General features: G+C 53.8%; 8 protein-coding genes. 2 read left to right on the forward strand and 6 right to left on the reverse strand.

Annotation, left to right across the window (positions count from 1 at the left end; all coding sequences use genetic code 11):
* Window positions 1–5: 5 nt before the first annotated feature.
* From OQ371_RS00205 to OQ371_RS00220, 4 genes are all read right to left on the reverse strand, one after another.
* A complete protein-coding gene (locus tag OQ371_RS00205; RefSeq protein WP_265991537.1) occupies window positions 6–2,279 on the reverse strand; it encodes a hypothetical protein in 2,274 nt (757 codons plus the stop codon).
* A gap of 83 nt (window positions 2,280–2,362) precedes the next feature.
* Window positions 2,363–4,579 (reverse strand): hypothetical protein, encoded by a 2,217-nt coding sequence (locus OQ371_RS00210; RefSeq protein ID WP_265991539.1) that lies wholly within the window; start codon window positions 4,577–4,579, stop codon window positions 2,363–2,365.
* Window positions 4,580–4,846: 267 nt separating this feature from the next.
* The gene (locus tag OQ371_RS00215) at window positions 4,847–7,504 is read right to left on the reverse strand and encodes a hypothetical protein (protein ID WP_265991541.1); all 2,658 of its coding nucleotides are present in this window, start codon (window positions 7,502–7,504) and stop codon (window positions 4,847–4,849) included.
* Window positions 7,505–7,546: 42 nt separating this feature from the next.
* The gene (locus OQ371_RS00220) at window positions 7,547–9,796 is read right to left on the reverse strand and encodes a hypothetical protein (protein WP_265991543.1); all 2,250 of its coding nucleotides are present in this window, start codon (window positions 9,794–9,796) and stop codon (window positions 7,547–7,549) included.
* Between the two features lie 526 nt (window positions 9,797–10,322).
* Between OQ371_RS00220 and OQ371_RS00225 the strand changes: the two genes are divergently transcribed.
* Complete coding sequence (locus OQ371_RS00225; protein ID WP_265991544.1) at window positions 10,323–10,973, forward strand: DUF4142 domain-containing protein; 651 nt, start codon at window positions 10,323–10,325, stop codon at window positions 10,971–10,973.
* Window positions 10,974–11,118: 145 nt separating this feature from the next.
* Here the strand turns inward: OQ371_RS00225 and clpB are convergent, their stop codons facing one another.
* Entirely contained in the window at window positions 11,119–13,764 is a 2,646-nt protein-coding gene (clpB, locus tag OQ371_RS00230) for an ATP-dependent chaperone ClpB (RefSeq protein WP_265991545.1), read from the reverse strand.
* 227 nt (window positions 13,765–13,991) lie between these two features.
* On the opposite strand from clpB, the gene OQ371_RS00235 reads away from it, so the two are divergent.
* Window positions 13,992–14,774, forward strand: a complete 783-nt coding sequence (locus OQ371_RS00235) for a hypothetical protein (RefSeq protein ID WP_265991547.1) — start codon at window positions 13,992–13,994, stop codon at window positions 14,772–14,774.
* Window positions 14,775–14,812: 38 nt separating this feature from the next.
* Here OQ371_RS00235 and OQ371_RS00240 read toward each other — a convergent pair whose 3' ends face one another.
* Window positions 14,813–15,718, reverse strand: a complete 906-nt coding sequence (locus OQ371_RS00240; RefSeq protein ID WP_265991549.1) for a TspO-related membrane protein — start codon at window positions 15,716–15,718, stop codon at window positions 14,813–14,815.
* Between the last annotated feature and the right edge of the window lie 23 nt (window positions 15,719–15,741).

The following is a 15,741-nucleotide window of genomic DNA, read 5'->3' on the forward strand; positions in this document are numbered from 1 at the left end:
CATTCCTAGGCCGTCGCAACCGTCAGCGTATCTTCATCCGATGTTTTCCAGTCGGTGACGCGTTGTAAGCCATTGGTATGCAGGTAAGTGATCTGGTACTGACAACCCGTGTTGTTCGGATCGGCGTAGTCATACTCGAAATACCGGGGGCGGTCCTGGTGGGAGACAAACCGGAAGCTGTCGGCAAAAATCAGTCCGGCCTGGGCATCTTCGTACTTCACCAGCACGGTCAATTCTTTGATGCCCCGGTCGGCAAACGGCACGGCTTCCGGCAGGATGGACAGAATTTTATGCCCCCGCATTTGGGGCGTAATGATGGCCCGCTCCGAGAGCGTCACCGACGAAGGCGTTTCCCGGACGGTCCCGTCTTTGGAAATGATCGTGGTTTTGTAGGTCATAAACCGGTGTTCGGGATTGACAAACTGCTTGACCTCGACCGTCTTGACGTCTTTGGCGTTCGGATTGAAATTGACCGACTGGTCCTCCCGGATGCTGTTGGCCTGGTCTTCGTAGGTTACATCCACAAACACATTTTCAACTTCGGTCCAGTTGAAGGCGGGTACTACCTGGAGTCTGCGTTTGATGGGGTACGGGTCGCGGATGATGATTTTCTCGGTATCGTTTTCCGCCCACGGCCGTTCGACGTCGCGGTGGTCGGCCGACCGGAAAATCAATTTGTATTGAAAACTCCGGCGGGCGGGGTCCAGCGCAAAGAGGTTCCAGATATCCGACGTTTTCTGCTGGTTCAGCAAAAACGTTTCGTTGATGTTGATCTGGTGGGCGGCATCGGTATACCGGACCTGCACCTCGACGTGCGGGTAGACGGTCCACGGAAAATCCAGCGCGATGATCGAAACCGGCACCAAGCTGTAAAGTTCGTGCGGTCGGATTTCGTAATTCTCGGTATCAATCACCACCTCCGGCGACGACAGACTCACGGGCCGTTCGGACGCGTCGACGTTTTTGAAAGACACTTTGTAACTGGCTTTTACGGCTTTGATCTCGGCGCCGTTGGCCAGTTCGCTGTTCCATTTTAACGTCTTCTGGGGGTTGGCCGCGTCGAGAATGGCGTTCTGCGCTTCCCCCTCGTACTCCAGCCGGACGTTGACGGACTCGACGTTATCCGTAGTAAAGTTGGCGCGGGCGATGGCGTTCACCCGCCGTTCGCGGAACCAGGGATCGTCCAGATCGACCGCCACCACAAACCGGCTCATGTCTACGCCACCGTCCCGGAGCAGTTGAAACAACCCCTGCAAGTGCCCCTGCGGGTAAATGCTGCGCACGACGGTGGTTCGTTCCGTCATGTTGACATCCAGCCGCTTTCGGTCAATCCGGGTAATGTCGGCCTTCTTCATCGTGAAAGCCGGTTGGAGTCCGCCCCGCGCGTGCATCAGGGCAATTCGCTCCGCAAAACCGGCGGCTTTGTCCCACCCGTCTTCTTCCTCCTCCCCCGTGATCGGTTGCACAGACGGTTCGAAGAAGTTTTCCAGCACCATATCTTTCACCTCGTTGATGGCGCGGTCCAGTCGTCCCAGCAATTCGGCGGCATCGTCGCCCGGCGGAATGAAGCTGTCAATCTCCAGTTTGATGGCCTGCGACTCAATCAGTTCATCGACGACCTTGTCGATCTCGGAGGAGAAAATCAGAAAATTGGTTCCGAACGAATCCTGCAAATGGTGCTGCACCCGATCCCAGTCCGCCGACACCCGCACCGAATAGGCCGGGCGCAGGGCCAGATAGTCCAGCGAATACACCACCCCAATGGGCGACATCTCGCCCTGCATCGCTTTCTCCAGTACCGTTACACCGTTCTGATCGAGGGCTACCGAAAAAGCCGCCTGGTTGTCGCCGTACAGCGACGGCTTGGCGTAGTGGCTGATTTTCTCGACAAACCGGGGACCCGTTTCCGAATCTTCGGGCGGGGTATCGCCCGTTTCCCGATCCAGCAGCGTTAACTTAACGGTGCCGTCGATGAGCGGCACCGGCACCACGCGCGGTTCGGCAGTCAGGTTGTTTTTTGTGCGTAACTTTCGGGCAATGGTTTTCAACAATTCCGGGTCGATCCCCAGGTTGACGTCGAAATTCAGAAAGCCGCCGTTTCCGGCGTCGCCTTTGTACTTAATCAATTGAAGTTGAGGAATTTTTACGCCTAACGCCGGGTCCTCGATGGTGGTAAAATGAGGCATCAACGGCATGTAATAAAACTGCAACGGGTCGGCATGGTCACTAAAAATGGATATGCCTTCAATGACTTCGAAGGGAGCTTCTAGGTAAAGCATGAGAGTAAGGGAGTCTGGATACGAGAGTTGAGTGAGGAGCAGACGGGCAGCCGGGTTCATCCGGTTGCCCGACTCCAGGGTGGTTAAGCCGGACTGGTCAACAGCAGGTTCATGCTGTCGGTAGTAATGGGCCCGACCAGTTTCTGCGTATCATCGTTCATAATGTACGTGGCCGCCCATTCGTAATTGATCACGGTTTTGTCCTTCAGTTTGAGGTTCCAGAGCTGGTCTTTCGGACGGGCGTTGGAGAACACGAACGCTTTGCGCTCCAGGATGTTGTTGATCGGATCGGCGTATTTCATTTGTAGGCTGACCAGTTTCACCTGGCTGAAATTCAGGGCTTCGGCGGTGATGAAGATGCTCAGCCGGTCCTGAATATCCTCCCCGATCAGCGGGGTGCTGGACGTGGTTTCGGTTTCCGGAATGGGCTCAATTGTTCCGTCTTTGTAAACGATGCTGCCGCTGTAGACAACCTTACCGATGTTTTCGTCGATAACCGGAAAGGACCAGTCGAAGAACGGCTGCGTTTTGCTCAGGGCCAGAGAAGTCTCCTGGGTATACTGGTTTTTCTCGTCGACGTACTTGAGGTCCACAAAAATGTTGGCGATTTCGGTTTCCAGATCACCAGCCGCCCGGACGCCGATGCGTTTGGTATTGCTGAACGGATCGTTGATGTAAAGCCGTTTGGTGTTGCTTTCCTTCAGGTCCATCTGAAACTCCTTGCCATCTTTCATGAAGTACTTGCACTGGTAGCGGAAGGGCTGCGACCGTTTGGCGTAGATCACGTTCAGGAACTGGAAAGTCCGCTCCGTGGGCGTCATCATGTACTGCTGCTCGATCAGATCGACATTATTCTGCTGATCCTGGTATTTCAGCACAACCTGTACCTGTTTCACCTGATCGAAGTTCAGATCGCCGGGTGCCACATCCACCAGCAAAATACCGGTGTCGTCTACGTTCACCTGCAGGATGCCTTCCGAAATGTCCATTACTTTTTCCTCCGACTGGAACGCCCGGGCCGCACCTTTGAAGTTCACCTGGTAGCTGTAGCTGTAGGTATTCTGGCCCTCCACCCGAAAACTGCCGAAGCGGGCCACCTGATCGGCTTTCGTAAACCGGAATTCGCCGTTAATCTCGCTGCCAATGACATCCATCGGTAAACCGTTGTATTTCAACCGGACTTCAACGCTGTTGATCGGCAACGTGTCAAAGGGAGCGTTCACCTGCACCGAGACGTTGACCTGCTGGAAGAACGGATCGTTCAGATCAATGGTCTGGGAGTAATCTTCCCATTTGATTGGATTGCCGTCTTTGTCCACCATGTTGGTGATGTTTAGCACCGGTCCCTGCGGAGCAATGGGCTTCTCCACAATCATGTCTTCGGTATACTTAAACGAAAACGTTGAAACCTGATGCCGCATCACCTCCCGCCGGACGTTTTCGATGTCTTCTTCCTTGTACCATTTCCGGGCTTCTTCCGGATTCTCAACCGGCAGGGCCTGGATCATCAGACGTTCTACCGCGCTGGTCAGGGCCTGCTGCGCCCAGCTTCTTACTTCGTCGAGCGTTTTGGGATCGACTTTGGAGCTGCCCTTGATGATTTTAACATCCTGCGACTCCGATCGGCGCATAATTTCGGTCAGGGTTTCCTTGTAGTCGTCTTCGCTGCAAAGCCGTTCTTCCACGTTAATGTCCTGAACGAAGCTATAGAAGGCGCTGGAGTTGAACGTCGCGATGGCCTGCAACGGCGGGAGTTTGGCCTCAAACGTCAGCTCGTACACCACCACAACGCTCCCCCCTTTTCCCTGCAGAGCCGACTCGAAAAAGGTAGCACCCTCGGGCGTCAGTTCCAGGCTGTACGCGGCCACGTTGTTGCCGTACAGCGACGGTTTTCCGGCATCAAACACCTTCTCGACAAACAGATTATTCTCGTTGGTGATGTTGATGCGCGACGTTCCGGCGGTGTAATTAATCGGCGCAATCTTCACGGGCGGGGCCGGGTTAATGCCTCGCTGGGCGGCTTCCTGGTTGACGCGTTCCTGGAGTTTTACCTTGATGGCTTCAACCTTGGCGGGGGGTGTGGTAAAGCTGACACTAAAGGCCACGTATCCACCCCCTTTCCGGCCATCCGGACGGTCGATGGGTAACTTATACTTTATGAATTTAAAAAGCGGGTTACCGTTGTCATCGACCTGGATGCTGGGCTGTTGAGGAGGCAGCAGGTAAAAGGTGCTAAAATCGACATCATCGCGGTGCACTACGATTCCTTCTACCGTGTCGTAAGGTTCAAACTTGATCATTGCGTTTTAAATTTTAAGTGAAAAAGATTTGATGAAAAGGGATTATGAAACTGAAAAATAAAATGCACATTGAACTGACTATCTGCCCACTACAGGCGTAAAAACCGTTCCTTCAGGGCCGTTGGAGCAGCGGCTCCCCTACCCGGAACCTGCCTAGGATTCCGGCTCATTTTACTTAAATTCCGATCTGATTTGGGTGAGTTTCTGGTAACCAAAGAATGGCTACCTAATGGTTTTAAAGCACGCGTGAAAGGAGATTAACGGGGTCTAGCCGCCAATCCGAATGTGGGAATCGCCGTCGTTTCCGGAGAACCAGGTACTTACGTCGGTTGTGAAAATAGCGGAATTTGATACCGTTTCTGATTTCTCAGCAACAACATTTATCCGGGTTTCGTCCGCCTGAAAAACCGTTCCTTTGGCGTACCGGAAAACTTGCTCAGCCGCTGCGTCCAGGGCTTCCTCTTCGGCGGCTCGCCAAAGTTCGCCGGATGCTTTCTTGCTGCCGGTTTTTTCCCTTTCCAGCTTCCCCGACGCAATGGCGGCCACCACCCACTCCCGGCAACGCGGTAATGATGACAACTCCGACAGGCTGGCTCCGACGGTCGGAATTGCCCCCCGGATCGTCACCTTTACCGATTCCAAGGCCTCCTGAACGGTTTGATAATCAACCCGCAACATGCCCTTCTGCTGGTGCAGAGCCGCCACAACGGCATTCTGGTCATCCTGGGCAACTGAGGCATTGAATATGGCTGAAAAGGGCGGGTACCCCGATGAACCGGAACTCGCCAGGACTTTTTCTTCCGAGCCGGTTTGCACCACCACCTCCACCTTTTCGACTTCCACCGGCGCAAAGTTTAACCGAATCGAAGTGGTCGCTTCGTTGTGCTCATTGGCAATGTGGCTCCGCAGTTCCTCCAGCGTCACCGGATCGGCTTCCCAAACCGTTCCGAGTTGCAAAAAGCCGGTACCGCCCAGCACCATCAGCGACAAAGTCGGTTTTCCGTCGGCCCCGGTCTGCGGTTTGGGCTGCTCCGGAAGGTAGTAATAGGCGTTTTCCTCGTCGGGATTTTTAAAGTAGCGCAAGCCATCAAAAAGCTGATTACCGTCGGACATATCTTCTGAATCTTTTTGGGGTGGATCAACACGAACAGTTCCTACAAATGGTGACTGAATTTCCGACCACGGCAGCAGTTCCTTCCCGTCTGCGTTCAGAACCCGGTAACAAAATCCCGGGTGGAACAGGCTTTCGGCGAACCAGGTCCAGGTTTTTTGGGGTCGGTCCGCCGTCAGCGTCAGCACACTGGGGTTTGCGCCATCCAGCGGTTCGTTTTCCGGCAGGCAGTGCACCACAATCAGCGAATCTTCCTCCGTTAACGGCCCGACAAATTCAACGCTGTGCGGGCCGTAACCAGCAAACGAAAACCGATCCAGGCGCAGGCGGCCGGTGGGGTAAAACTCCGTCCGCACACGCGCATCCGAATCAATGGATACGGCTTCTACCACGCATTTTGCCAACGTGCTGCCCCCGGCGGGTACTACCAGCGTTGTTTGCGGCTGGCTGGCGGATAAATTGAACGCGACTGATTTGGGTTCACCCGCGACCTCCCATTGGTACAAACCGTGTAAGGTCGCTTCATTCAGCAAGTCCGTGGCGGCTTCAATGGCTAGCAGATTGACCGGCAAATCGTGAATCCGCACGTGCTGCTCCGACGACTGCCGGGGTTCGCCGGTTAGCTCCTGCGAGCCAGTGGCGGTTCGAAACACCACGAAAGGAGCATACGCATACTGCTGCGGTTCGGCGGGCGAAAACTGCAATTCGGCCACTTCACTGCTTTTTCCGGGCGTAAAAATGACGGTTTTGTTGATGGCCTGCACCCGGTGGGGCGGATTCGGTGGGGCCTGAAACCGTACCCCAATCTGAAGCACACTTTCGGGTAGCTCGGGCAGTTCGTGCGTCACCAAAACCCGCAGAAAACCCGTTTGCAGGGGCGGAATCACACGCTCGGAATAGATCGTGTTCAACCCGGCCGTCTGCACCAGTTTGCGGGCTTCGGCCAGCGCATCAAACTGAAACGTCAGAATCCGGGACGTTTCCAGCGGTTCCGAGAGCTGCCAGCGAAACGTTCCCTCCTCGCCGGATTCCGGCAGGTACCAATACGGTTGCGGATCATCGTCGGGCGACGGGGTAAACGTTCCAAACCGGGCCAGAATCCAGTCAGACAGCGTAATGCCAAATTCCTTTTCCGTATACGGTTCATCCGCCTGGATCGACAGGAACGGAAACGCCGAACGGTCCTGGGCGAAAAAATCAGCCAGCCGCCTAACGGGCATTTTTCGCTCTGCGTTCAGCAGCGTTTCCAGCGCCCGGATCAGATCGGCGGGGTCGAACTCCACGGTTACCGGTAGCCGGGGTGCGACCCCTTTCACTTCCAGTTCCGCGAAGGCATCCAGCACCAAAAGCTCTTGTTGCAGAGCCTGCTTGATGGCCGAAAGGGCCTCCAGCGACAGCAGCCGCGTGTACCGCAACCGCGACAACAGCATTCCGCCCATCGGCACCGGAGCCAGCAGATCGTCCGCAGCGCTGTCGAGACGATCCGACAGCGACCGGAACCGGAAAAAGCCCTGATTGAACATTGGTTGTACCATCGCCCGCTCCGGCCACGCGGCCCGAACCGTTTCCAGAAATGCGGTTTCGACCGAACCGACTTCCAATCGAAGATCAATCATCCCATGTGGTTTGGGCAGGGCAAAGGGAGTGATGCCCCGGATTAATTCCAGGTAAAAAGCCGGTTTTCCGTTGCCCTGGGGGGCAACTTGCAGCGTCAGCGGAATCACGGAGACATCGCCAATGCCCTGATACGGAGCGTAGGCAATACCGTTTCCCCCGGCAACAACCTGGCTAAAATCGGGAAGACCTTTTTTCATTGGATTACGGATTGGACACCAACCGTGCTACTGATCGAATCGTTAGATGACGGTTAAAACTGGCAGTTTATCCGTCGTGAGATTAATAAAGTCGCTGGAATCCAGCACCCATTGGCCTACTGCGTCCCCCGAAGGCCGGTAAACCGTAAGCTGGTACCAGTACTGCCCGAACGTGGGCAAATCCCTGATGTAATCCTGAAGCGGCAGAGGCAGATTGAGCGTCTTGCCCACCGTCTGCAGGAGCTGATTTTCTTCGGGCTGTTGAGGGCGCGGAAAAGTAGTCGTCAGCAAAACCGGCCCGGTCTCCGAGCTTCTGAATTTAATGCCAATGTCCGAGATCGTGGGGTCGTCGCTGAAAGCGTGCACCTTGATGGTAATGGCTTTCTCGAAGCTGGCGTGAACGCTTTTGCTCACGATGGAATCGTAGAGGGCCGCGCTATCGGGCAAGATTGTCAGGTCCTCCCAGTCGAGAACCACTTCCGGCGCGGTCCAGTCCGGAATCGGCGCATCCGGAATGACGTTGAAGACTAGCGTTTCACCCGCAGCGATCTGACGGGGAAACGTCAATCCTTCGCCCGCAGCGTGGGCCGGAAGAAATACCTTGCCTGCCTGAATTTCAACGCCTAGCCCCAGCATTAGTACGGGGCTTTCGATGGCGTTTTTCACCGACACGGCAATGCTTCCTGCAGCCGCATCAATGGTTTGCGAAATGTCAAAAACCTCGCCCGCAATATCGCTCAGACGAATGGAAACCGGAATTGGCGGAATGAGCAAACCGCCCAGTTTCAGATTCACCTGCCCCCGGAGCGTAATATCCCGCTCGTCGGGACTCAGCAACAGGTTGAAAACATTCCGAAAATCGTCGATGGACAGCGCGGGCAGGGCATCCTCGATGTAATTCCCCGGATCAATGATGGCATCCGGCCGATCGGCAGAAACGTTCAGCCCCGGTAGCGTCAGTTTGTAGGTAGCTTCGTCGGCGCTGTTGAGCAATTCGAAAACCAGCCCGTCAACGGCACCACCCTCCACTTTGTCAAGCAGTTTTCTGGCCGCATCCTGGATGCGTTCTACGTCAACATGCCCGGCCAGACGGTACTGAATTTTGGCTTTTAAATCCGAGAGATTCCGTCCTTCAAAATTCACCCAGAGCCAGGGCACCCGAACGGGACCTTCAACCTGGGCCAGCTTAAACGAATCGGGCAGATACAGAAAATGGTCCGGCCTAACTTCGTCCTGAAAATAGGCATATTCATTACCCTTCCAGGTAACGGTATATTTTATAAAACCGCTTCGACCGGGGCCATGCCCACCGGCTTTCCGGTAGATATAACTGTGCAGCGTTTCGGGAAATACAAAATCAATTCGAGACGAAAAAACTTCCTTCTCCAGCACGTATAACCGTTCACCGGAAGTAATCTGATCTGCTCTTAACAAAACCTCGTTAGAAACAAATTGCTGTTGTTTACGCCGATCATTCAAAACAATATAAATCGACGTTGGCATATCCGGCCCTTGCGGAAAAGATGCCCAAAGACGATCCAGATCACTGGCCTTGCCGAAGGCACAGAACCCATAAATATATTGTTGCTGATTATCAAAAATCTCGATCCAGGTGCGCGAAGAATTGGTGTTACGCCCACACGGCGGCAAATCCGGCGAAGCCTGAAACAGCGCGTCCGGATACAACTCGCGGTTTCGCACCGAAAGTGACACTTCCGCATAGCCAGTGCCATTTGCATCGTAGTTTTCAAGACCTTTCAGCACCAAATACGGCTTATGCAGGGCGGGGTCGAGCTGGTTAATATCCACCGGCTTGTTTGCCGGATAGGCTAAACTGACTAAGCTATTGACGACCAGTTTCGTTTCGTACGAACTGGTCGTGAGGGCTTGAAACAACTGATTAAACTCCGCGAAGGAAGTTACTTTCAGCACCGCCTTCAACTCATTCATTTGCTGCGTTACCTCACTAAAACCCAGCAACTTGGTAATAGCATCGACCTTAAACTCAATCGCAACCGTGGGCTGGGTTTCTACTTGCCGGGCATTGCCGACCGCATTCTCAATTGCCGGAGCGGGAAACTTATCCAGAAATACAATTAACTGCCCACCATCCGCGTCGATGAATTGTTCCAGCGAAACCCGGAATTGCTGCTGAAGATCAACGCGTCGGGTGGCAAGTCTATGGCGCGGAATGTAATAACGAATGGCCTCATCGTTGGGCGCTTCCAGCAACATTTCATCCGTCACGGGCTGCTCCATCGAAACTGGTACGGTGAGGGAGCTTCGGGGCACTCGCGGTTTTCTGGGTCTGGGAACCGGTCTAAAGACGGGTGGGTCCTGCGCAATTACCACCTTGGGTTCTTTGCTAATTAATCGACCAACGGATAAGCCATTGGCGGCCACAAAAAGATCTCGTTTTGCCGCAATGGATTGCGAGGAAAATGTTTTAACCCTTGCCATACGTAGCGCTTCTAAAATGAGGTATGCCTGGTGAACGGGATAAAACTAGAAAAATAGAATACAGACTTACCTGTCTATTTATTTAAAGGTATATGGGCTTTTTTTAACGGTCATATTCGCGCAAAAAGACGATTATAAGTGAGGTATTAGTCATATGAAAACCTCATTTTTCAAACCAATTTATTATAAATAGTGAAATCCGTTTTTGTAAAATTTACTGAGCAAATAACTATCAGCATTTCAACTCGTGCGTTTTCTCGTGGACCGTAGGCTTACTGCGGAGGTCTTTCAGGAACAGTTCCAAACGCAGGCCGTTCGTTAGTAGACGAATCAATGTCCAACCAAAAAGCACAAAACGATGCGAACACTTTGGAGTGCAGTGGGGCTGGTAGCGGCCTGTATGATGACAACGCCTTTGATGGCTCAGCAGGGTCAGCAGGGCCGGGAGACGCGGTCGGGTTCGGCCATGGTGGGCAAACTCAACAAGGCAGACTTTGACAATCAGAATAAGCAGGGTGCCGCAGCGGTGGCAGCCATCGCCCCTTCTAAAAATGCCCTCTCTCAGGCCGATAACAACCTGATGATGGAGGTAGCCAAAGGCGGCATGATGCAGCTTGAACTGAGCCGGATCGCCATGCAGAAAGCCACCAGCGACCAGGTTCGGCAATTGGCCCAGGCTGAGGTAGACGAACAAACGGGATTATCCAACAAACTCAAAGAGATTGCATCGGCCAAGGGCGTGACCCTGCCGACAAGCGTAGACCCCCAGACCCAGGAGATGCTGACCAAAATGCAAAGCCTTACCGGGGAGGAATTTGATCAGTACTACGTAACGGAGAGTGGCGTTAATGGCCACCAGAAACTTGATCAGGTGATGTCTAAAGTGGAGTCAACGGCAACGGATGCCAGCTTGAAAGGTGTAGCCTCGGCAGCCCATCCGCTGGTACGCACGCACCTGCAGGTTGCGCAGGACGTACAGGGCAACATCAAAGGCGGAAGCGCCAAGTAACCGGATCAACGCTTTAAAAGTTGACGCAATATAGACACCGATTTAGAAACAGCCCGGCTTCTGATCGGGCTGTTTCTATTTTAGGTCTAAAAACAAAAACGCCCGGCTCAGAGAAGCCGGGCGTTTCCTTACGCAACCATGTACCTTAGTCCAATTCCGGCACAACCTTATCGAGGTTGTAGAAGATAATGTCTTCCTTGCCGTCTTCGGTTTCGTTCAGCATCATGCCAACGATGGCATTTTTCTGAATCCGTCCCGCCAGAATCTCCTTCGAGAGGGCGTTCAGGATGCGCCGTTGCATGACGCGTTTGAGCGGACGGGCGCCAAACTGCGGGTCGTATCCTTCTTCCGCCAGCTTGTTCAGTACTTCCTGGTCGGCTTCAATCGTGATGCCCTGTTCGGACAGCCGGTCCTGAATGTGTTTGAACTGCAGGTGAACAATCTTGCGAATCTCGCGCTGGGTCAGCGGCTGGAACATAACCAGTTCGTCGATCCGGTTCAGAAACTCCGGACGCAGCGTCTGTTTCAGCAATTCGAAGACTTCCTCCTTGGTATCATCGATGATCTGATCGCGGTTCCAGTCTTCCATTGCCGCAAACCGCTCCCGGATGACGTGGCTACCGATGTTCGAGGTCATGATGATGATCGTATTTTTAAAGTTGGCAACCCGGCCCTTGCTGTCGGTCAGACGGCCATCGTCGAGCACCTGCAGCAGGATGTTAAACACGTCGGGGTGCGCTTTCTCAATCTCGTCCAGCAGAACGACGCTGTAGGGTTTCCGGCGAACGGCTTCGGTCAGCTGACCGCCCTCGTCGTAGCCAATGTAGCCCGGAGGGGCGCCAATCAACCGGCTGACGGCGTGACGTTCCTGGAATTCCGACATGTCGATCCGAATCATCGAATTCTCGTCGTTGAACAGGTAATCGGCTAGGGCTTTCGCCAGCTCGGTTTTACCCACCCCGGTTGTACCCAGGAAAATAAACGAACCAATGGGCCGTTTGGGGTCCTGCATTCCGGCGCGGCTCCGGCGAACCGCATCCGCCACCACCTGAATGGCTTCTTCCTGACCGGCCACCCGTTTGGCGAGTTCGTCTTCCAGATGGAGCAGTTTTTCACGCTCCGATTCCATCATCCGGCTCACCGGAATACCGGTCCATTTGGCAACGACTTCGGCAATGTCGTCCGCCGTCACCTCCTCCTGCAACAGTGTTTGCGCGTCGCCTTCTTTCTTCACCAGCTCGTCCACGCGTTTCTGCATTTCGGGCAAACGGCCGTAGCGAATCTCGGCGACCTTGCCATAATCACCGGCCCGTTCGGCCTGCTCGGCTTCCGACTTCAGCTGATCGAGTTGTTCTTTCAACGTCCGGACTTCGTTTACCGACTGTTTTTCCACCTCCCAACGGGCTTTCAGGCTATTCCGTTGCTCGTTCAGGTCGGCAATCTGTTTGTTCAGAGCGCTTTCCTTTTCCCGGTCGGCTTCCCGGCGAATGGCTTCGCGTTCAATCTCCAACTGCATAATCCGGCGGTTCAGTTCGTCGAGTTCTTCGGGAACCGAGTCAATTTCAAGCCGCATTTTGGCGGCCGCTTCGTCCATCAGGTCAATGGCTTTGTCGGGCAGAAACCGGTCGGAGATGTAGCGGTTGGAAAGCTCAACGGCGGCAATCACAGCATCGTCTTTGATCCGGACCCCGTGGTGCAGTTCGTATTTTTCCTTGATACCGCGCAGAATCGAAATGGCGTCCTGCACATCCGGCTCGTCCACCATAACGGTCTGAAACCGGCGTTCGAGCGCTTTATCTTTCTCGATGTATTTCTGGTATTCCTTCAGCGTCGTGGCCCCGATGGCGTGCAGTTCACCGCGCGCCAGAGCCGGTTTCAGGAGGTTGGCCGCGTCCATAGCACCTTCTCCGCCCCCGGCACCCGCTCCAATCAGCGTGTGAATCTCGTCGATGAACAGAATGAGTTCACCTTCCGAGTCGGTTACTTCCTTGATGACCGCTTTCAGCCGTTCTTCAAATTCGCCTTTGTATTTGGCACCGGCCACCAGCAAACCCATGTCGAGTGAAACGATGGTTTTCGATTTCAGGTTTTCGGGCACGTCACCCTGTACAATCCGCTGAGCCAACCCTTCCACGATGGCCGTCTTTCCAACGCCCGGTTCACCCAGCAGAATGGGGTTGTTTTTCGTACGGCGGCTCAGGATTTGCAGCACCCGGCGAATTTCTTCATCCCGACCGATGACGGGGTCAATCTTACCCTTCTCGGCCAGTTCATTCAGGTTTTTGCTATACCGTTCCAGCGAACGGTATTTGGCTTCTGCATTTTGATCTTTCACTGGATTATTTTTTCCGCGTAATTCTTTAATGGCTTCTTTCAGGCTTTTTTCGGTAAAACCGACATCTTTCAATAGACTGGCAACCGCGTCTTTTCCGGTAATCAGTCCTAACAGGATGAGTTCAATGCTGACATACTCATCCCCAAATTCTTTGAGATAACCCGTGGCACGTTGCAAGGCCGCGTTCAGGTCGTTTCCCAGGTAGATATTGGAAGCAGCCTCCGCCCCTACGGAAACCTTCGGGTAACCGTTAACAATGGCGTCCAATGCCAGGGTTAAGCGGCTGGCATTCACGCCGGTTTTCTTCGACAGAAAACCCATCGTGTTGGGGTCTTCGTCCAGGATGGCTTTCAGCACGTGGCCCGTCTCGACCGTCTGCTGCTGATTACCCTGCGCAATCTGGGCTGCCTGTTGGATGACCTCCTGCGCTTTGATGGTGTATGAATTCAGGTTCATGGTTGTGGGTTACATTGTACCGGCGGTTTGCCAGCGTTCGTATTGTTTGACAATTACTTTATCAACAAACAACAGGCCAGTGGTGTTTTCACGCCAAAATGACCGATTTCAGCTCAAAAAACGCCAATTTATTGCCATTTTGACATTGGATCAAAAGTAATTCGTCCACTATGAAATAACCGGCACAATGCCGTATTTTACCATACTGAACCCGAATTGTCAATTTTATGAAGATGCGAAGCGGCTTTCTCATGTGTTCAACGGCTTTCCTGCTACTGGCTTGCGGGGGAAGCGACAACGGCGAGCCGGACCCACAGGCGGAGACCTGTCTGGTTAGTGAAGTACCGGATGCCTATTTTGACTCGGGATCGGTAACGGTCAGTTACGACGCTAATAACCGGGTCACGGCCATTCGGCAGTTTTCCTTTAATGTCTTTACGTTCACTTACGACGGTAACGGCCGGATTACAAAGTTTCTGGTTGGGTTGTCGCAGCTGGAAAGTCTGGGCGGGGAAGAACATACCGTCACCCACGAGGCCAGTGGCCGGATTGCCACCATCACAGCTACTGACAATGGTCAGGTCGTCACGGCAACGCCCACCTACGACAGCAAGGGCCGGATTAGCCAGATTGCGGTGGCTGATCCGCGCGGACTGCGCACCTACACCAAACGCATGGAATACGATGAAGCCGGAAATGTGACGAAGGTCTTTTACAAGGAAGGAAGCAAAGCCGAAGAATTACGGGCGGAATACAAATACGATAACAAGAAATCGCCTTTCAGCGGTCAGTCGGCTTTTCACCTAATACCGCTTATTTCATCCCTGACGGATAAAAGCCATTACCTGAGTGCCAATAATCCGATTCAGTACAAAGATTACGGGTATGGCTATACTGCTACGTATCAATATATCAATGATTTGCCAACGGAGATGTCGCTGCTGCTTCAGCAAACCGGCAACCCTGCAGCCGTAAACAAACAGAAGGTTTATAAATACAACTGTCAGTAAAAAACCGGGGCCTAAAGTTCAGCTTCAGGCCCCGGCGTTTAGATTGATGTGTAAGAATACGACTCTGAATCAGGATTCTGACTTTCGAGTTCCTCCCACCAGAGTTCATCTTCCGCATCCGGATCCACTTCCTCGACCTGGCGTTTCAGGGGCTTGAACGTCCCACCCGGCACCCACCGGACCGCCATACCGCCAACCGCCAGCGAACAAACTGCCGCCGTCAGCGCCACGGCGTTGTTTCTGCCGTATTGTTTTGTGGCAATGCCGGCAAAACCGGCCACAAACGGCAACAGGTAATAGGGGTCGTTCAGCCGACGGGCCACGGCGTACGCAACCGCGGTTGTGGCCCCCAACACCCCAACAAACACCGGCGTATCCCGACGCGGCTCCGGTTTCCAGACCTCCAGATTCAGCAGCAAGTTGGGCGTACCGACCACCGAAGCCGTCGTGAGCCAACCGGCGTACAGGCTAAACGGAATGCGAAGGTATTGTTCCGGACTGCCAACCGGCGTTTTCCCGATTTCCAGCTGCTGGTGGAGCGCCAGGGCGACCGGCAGGCTGGCTTTCGTGACCAGATCAGACCCAATCATACTTGTCTGGCGCGGATCGGAGAAAAGTCGGCCAAAAACGGCGTTCAGCACATAACTGGTTGCCAGCCAGGGAAGCGCGTTGCGGTAACGCGGGTTGTTTTGCTGGGAAGGAAGCGCCTGATGGACGGTGTACGCCGTTGTACCGGCATAAATCGTTGACCAAACGGTGGCAAACGTCCAGCCATCCGGAACAATCGGGTTTGCGTCAAATACCCGCCGGTATTCAGGCAACACGTTATCACTTTCCTCCTCTTCCTCTTTCTTTCTCTTCCCTAAATTCGCCGTTACCGTATAGACGATACTGCCCACCACCAGGGCCGCCGTTCCGATGCGCCAAAACAAGGAGTTTCTCATGCTGATCTGATTAAGTTTGTGGA

This window comes from Larkinella insperata, assembly GCF_026248825.1.
Lineage (GTDB): Bacteria > Bacteroidota > Bacteroidia > Cytophagales > Spirosomataceae > Larkinella > Larkinella insperata.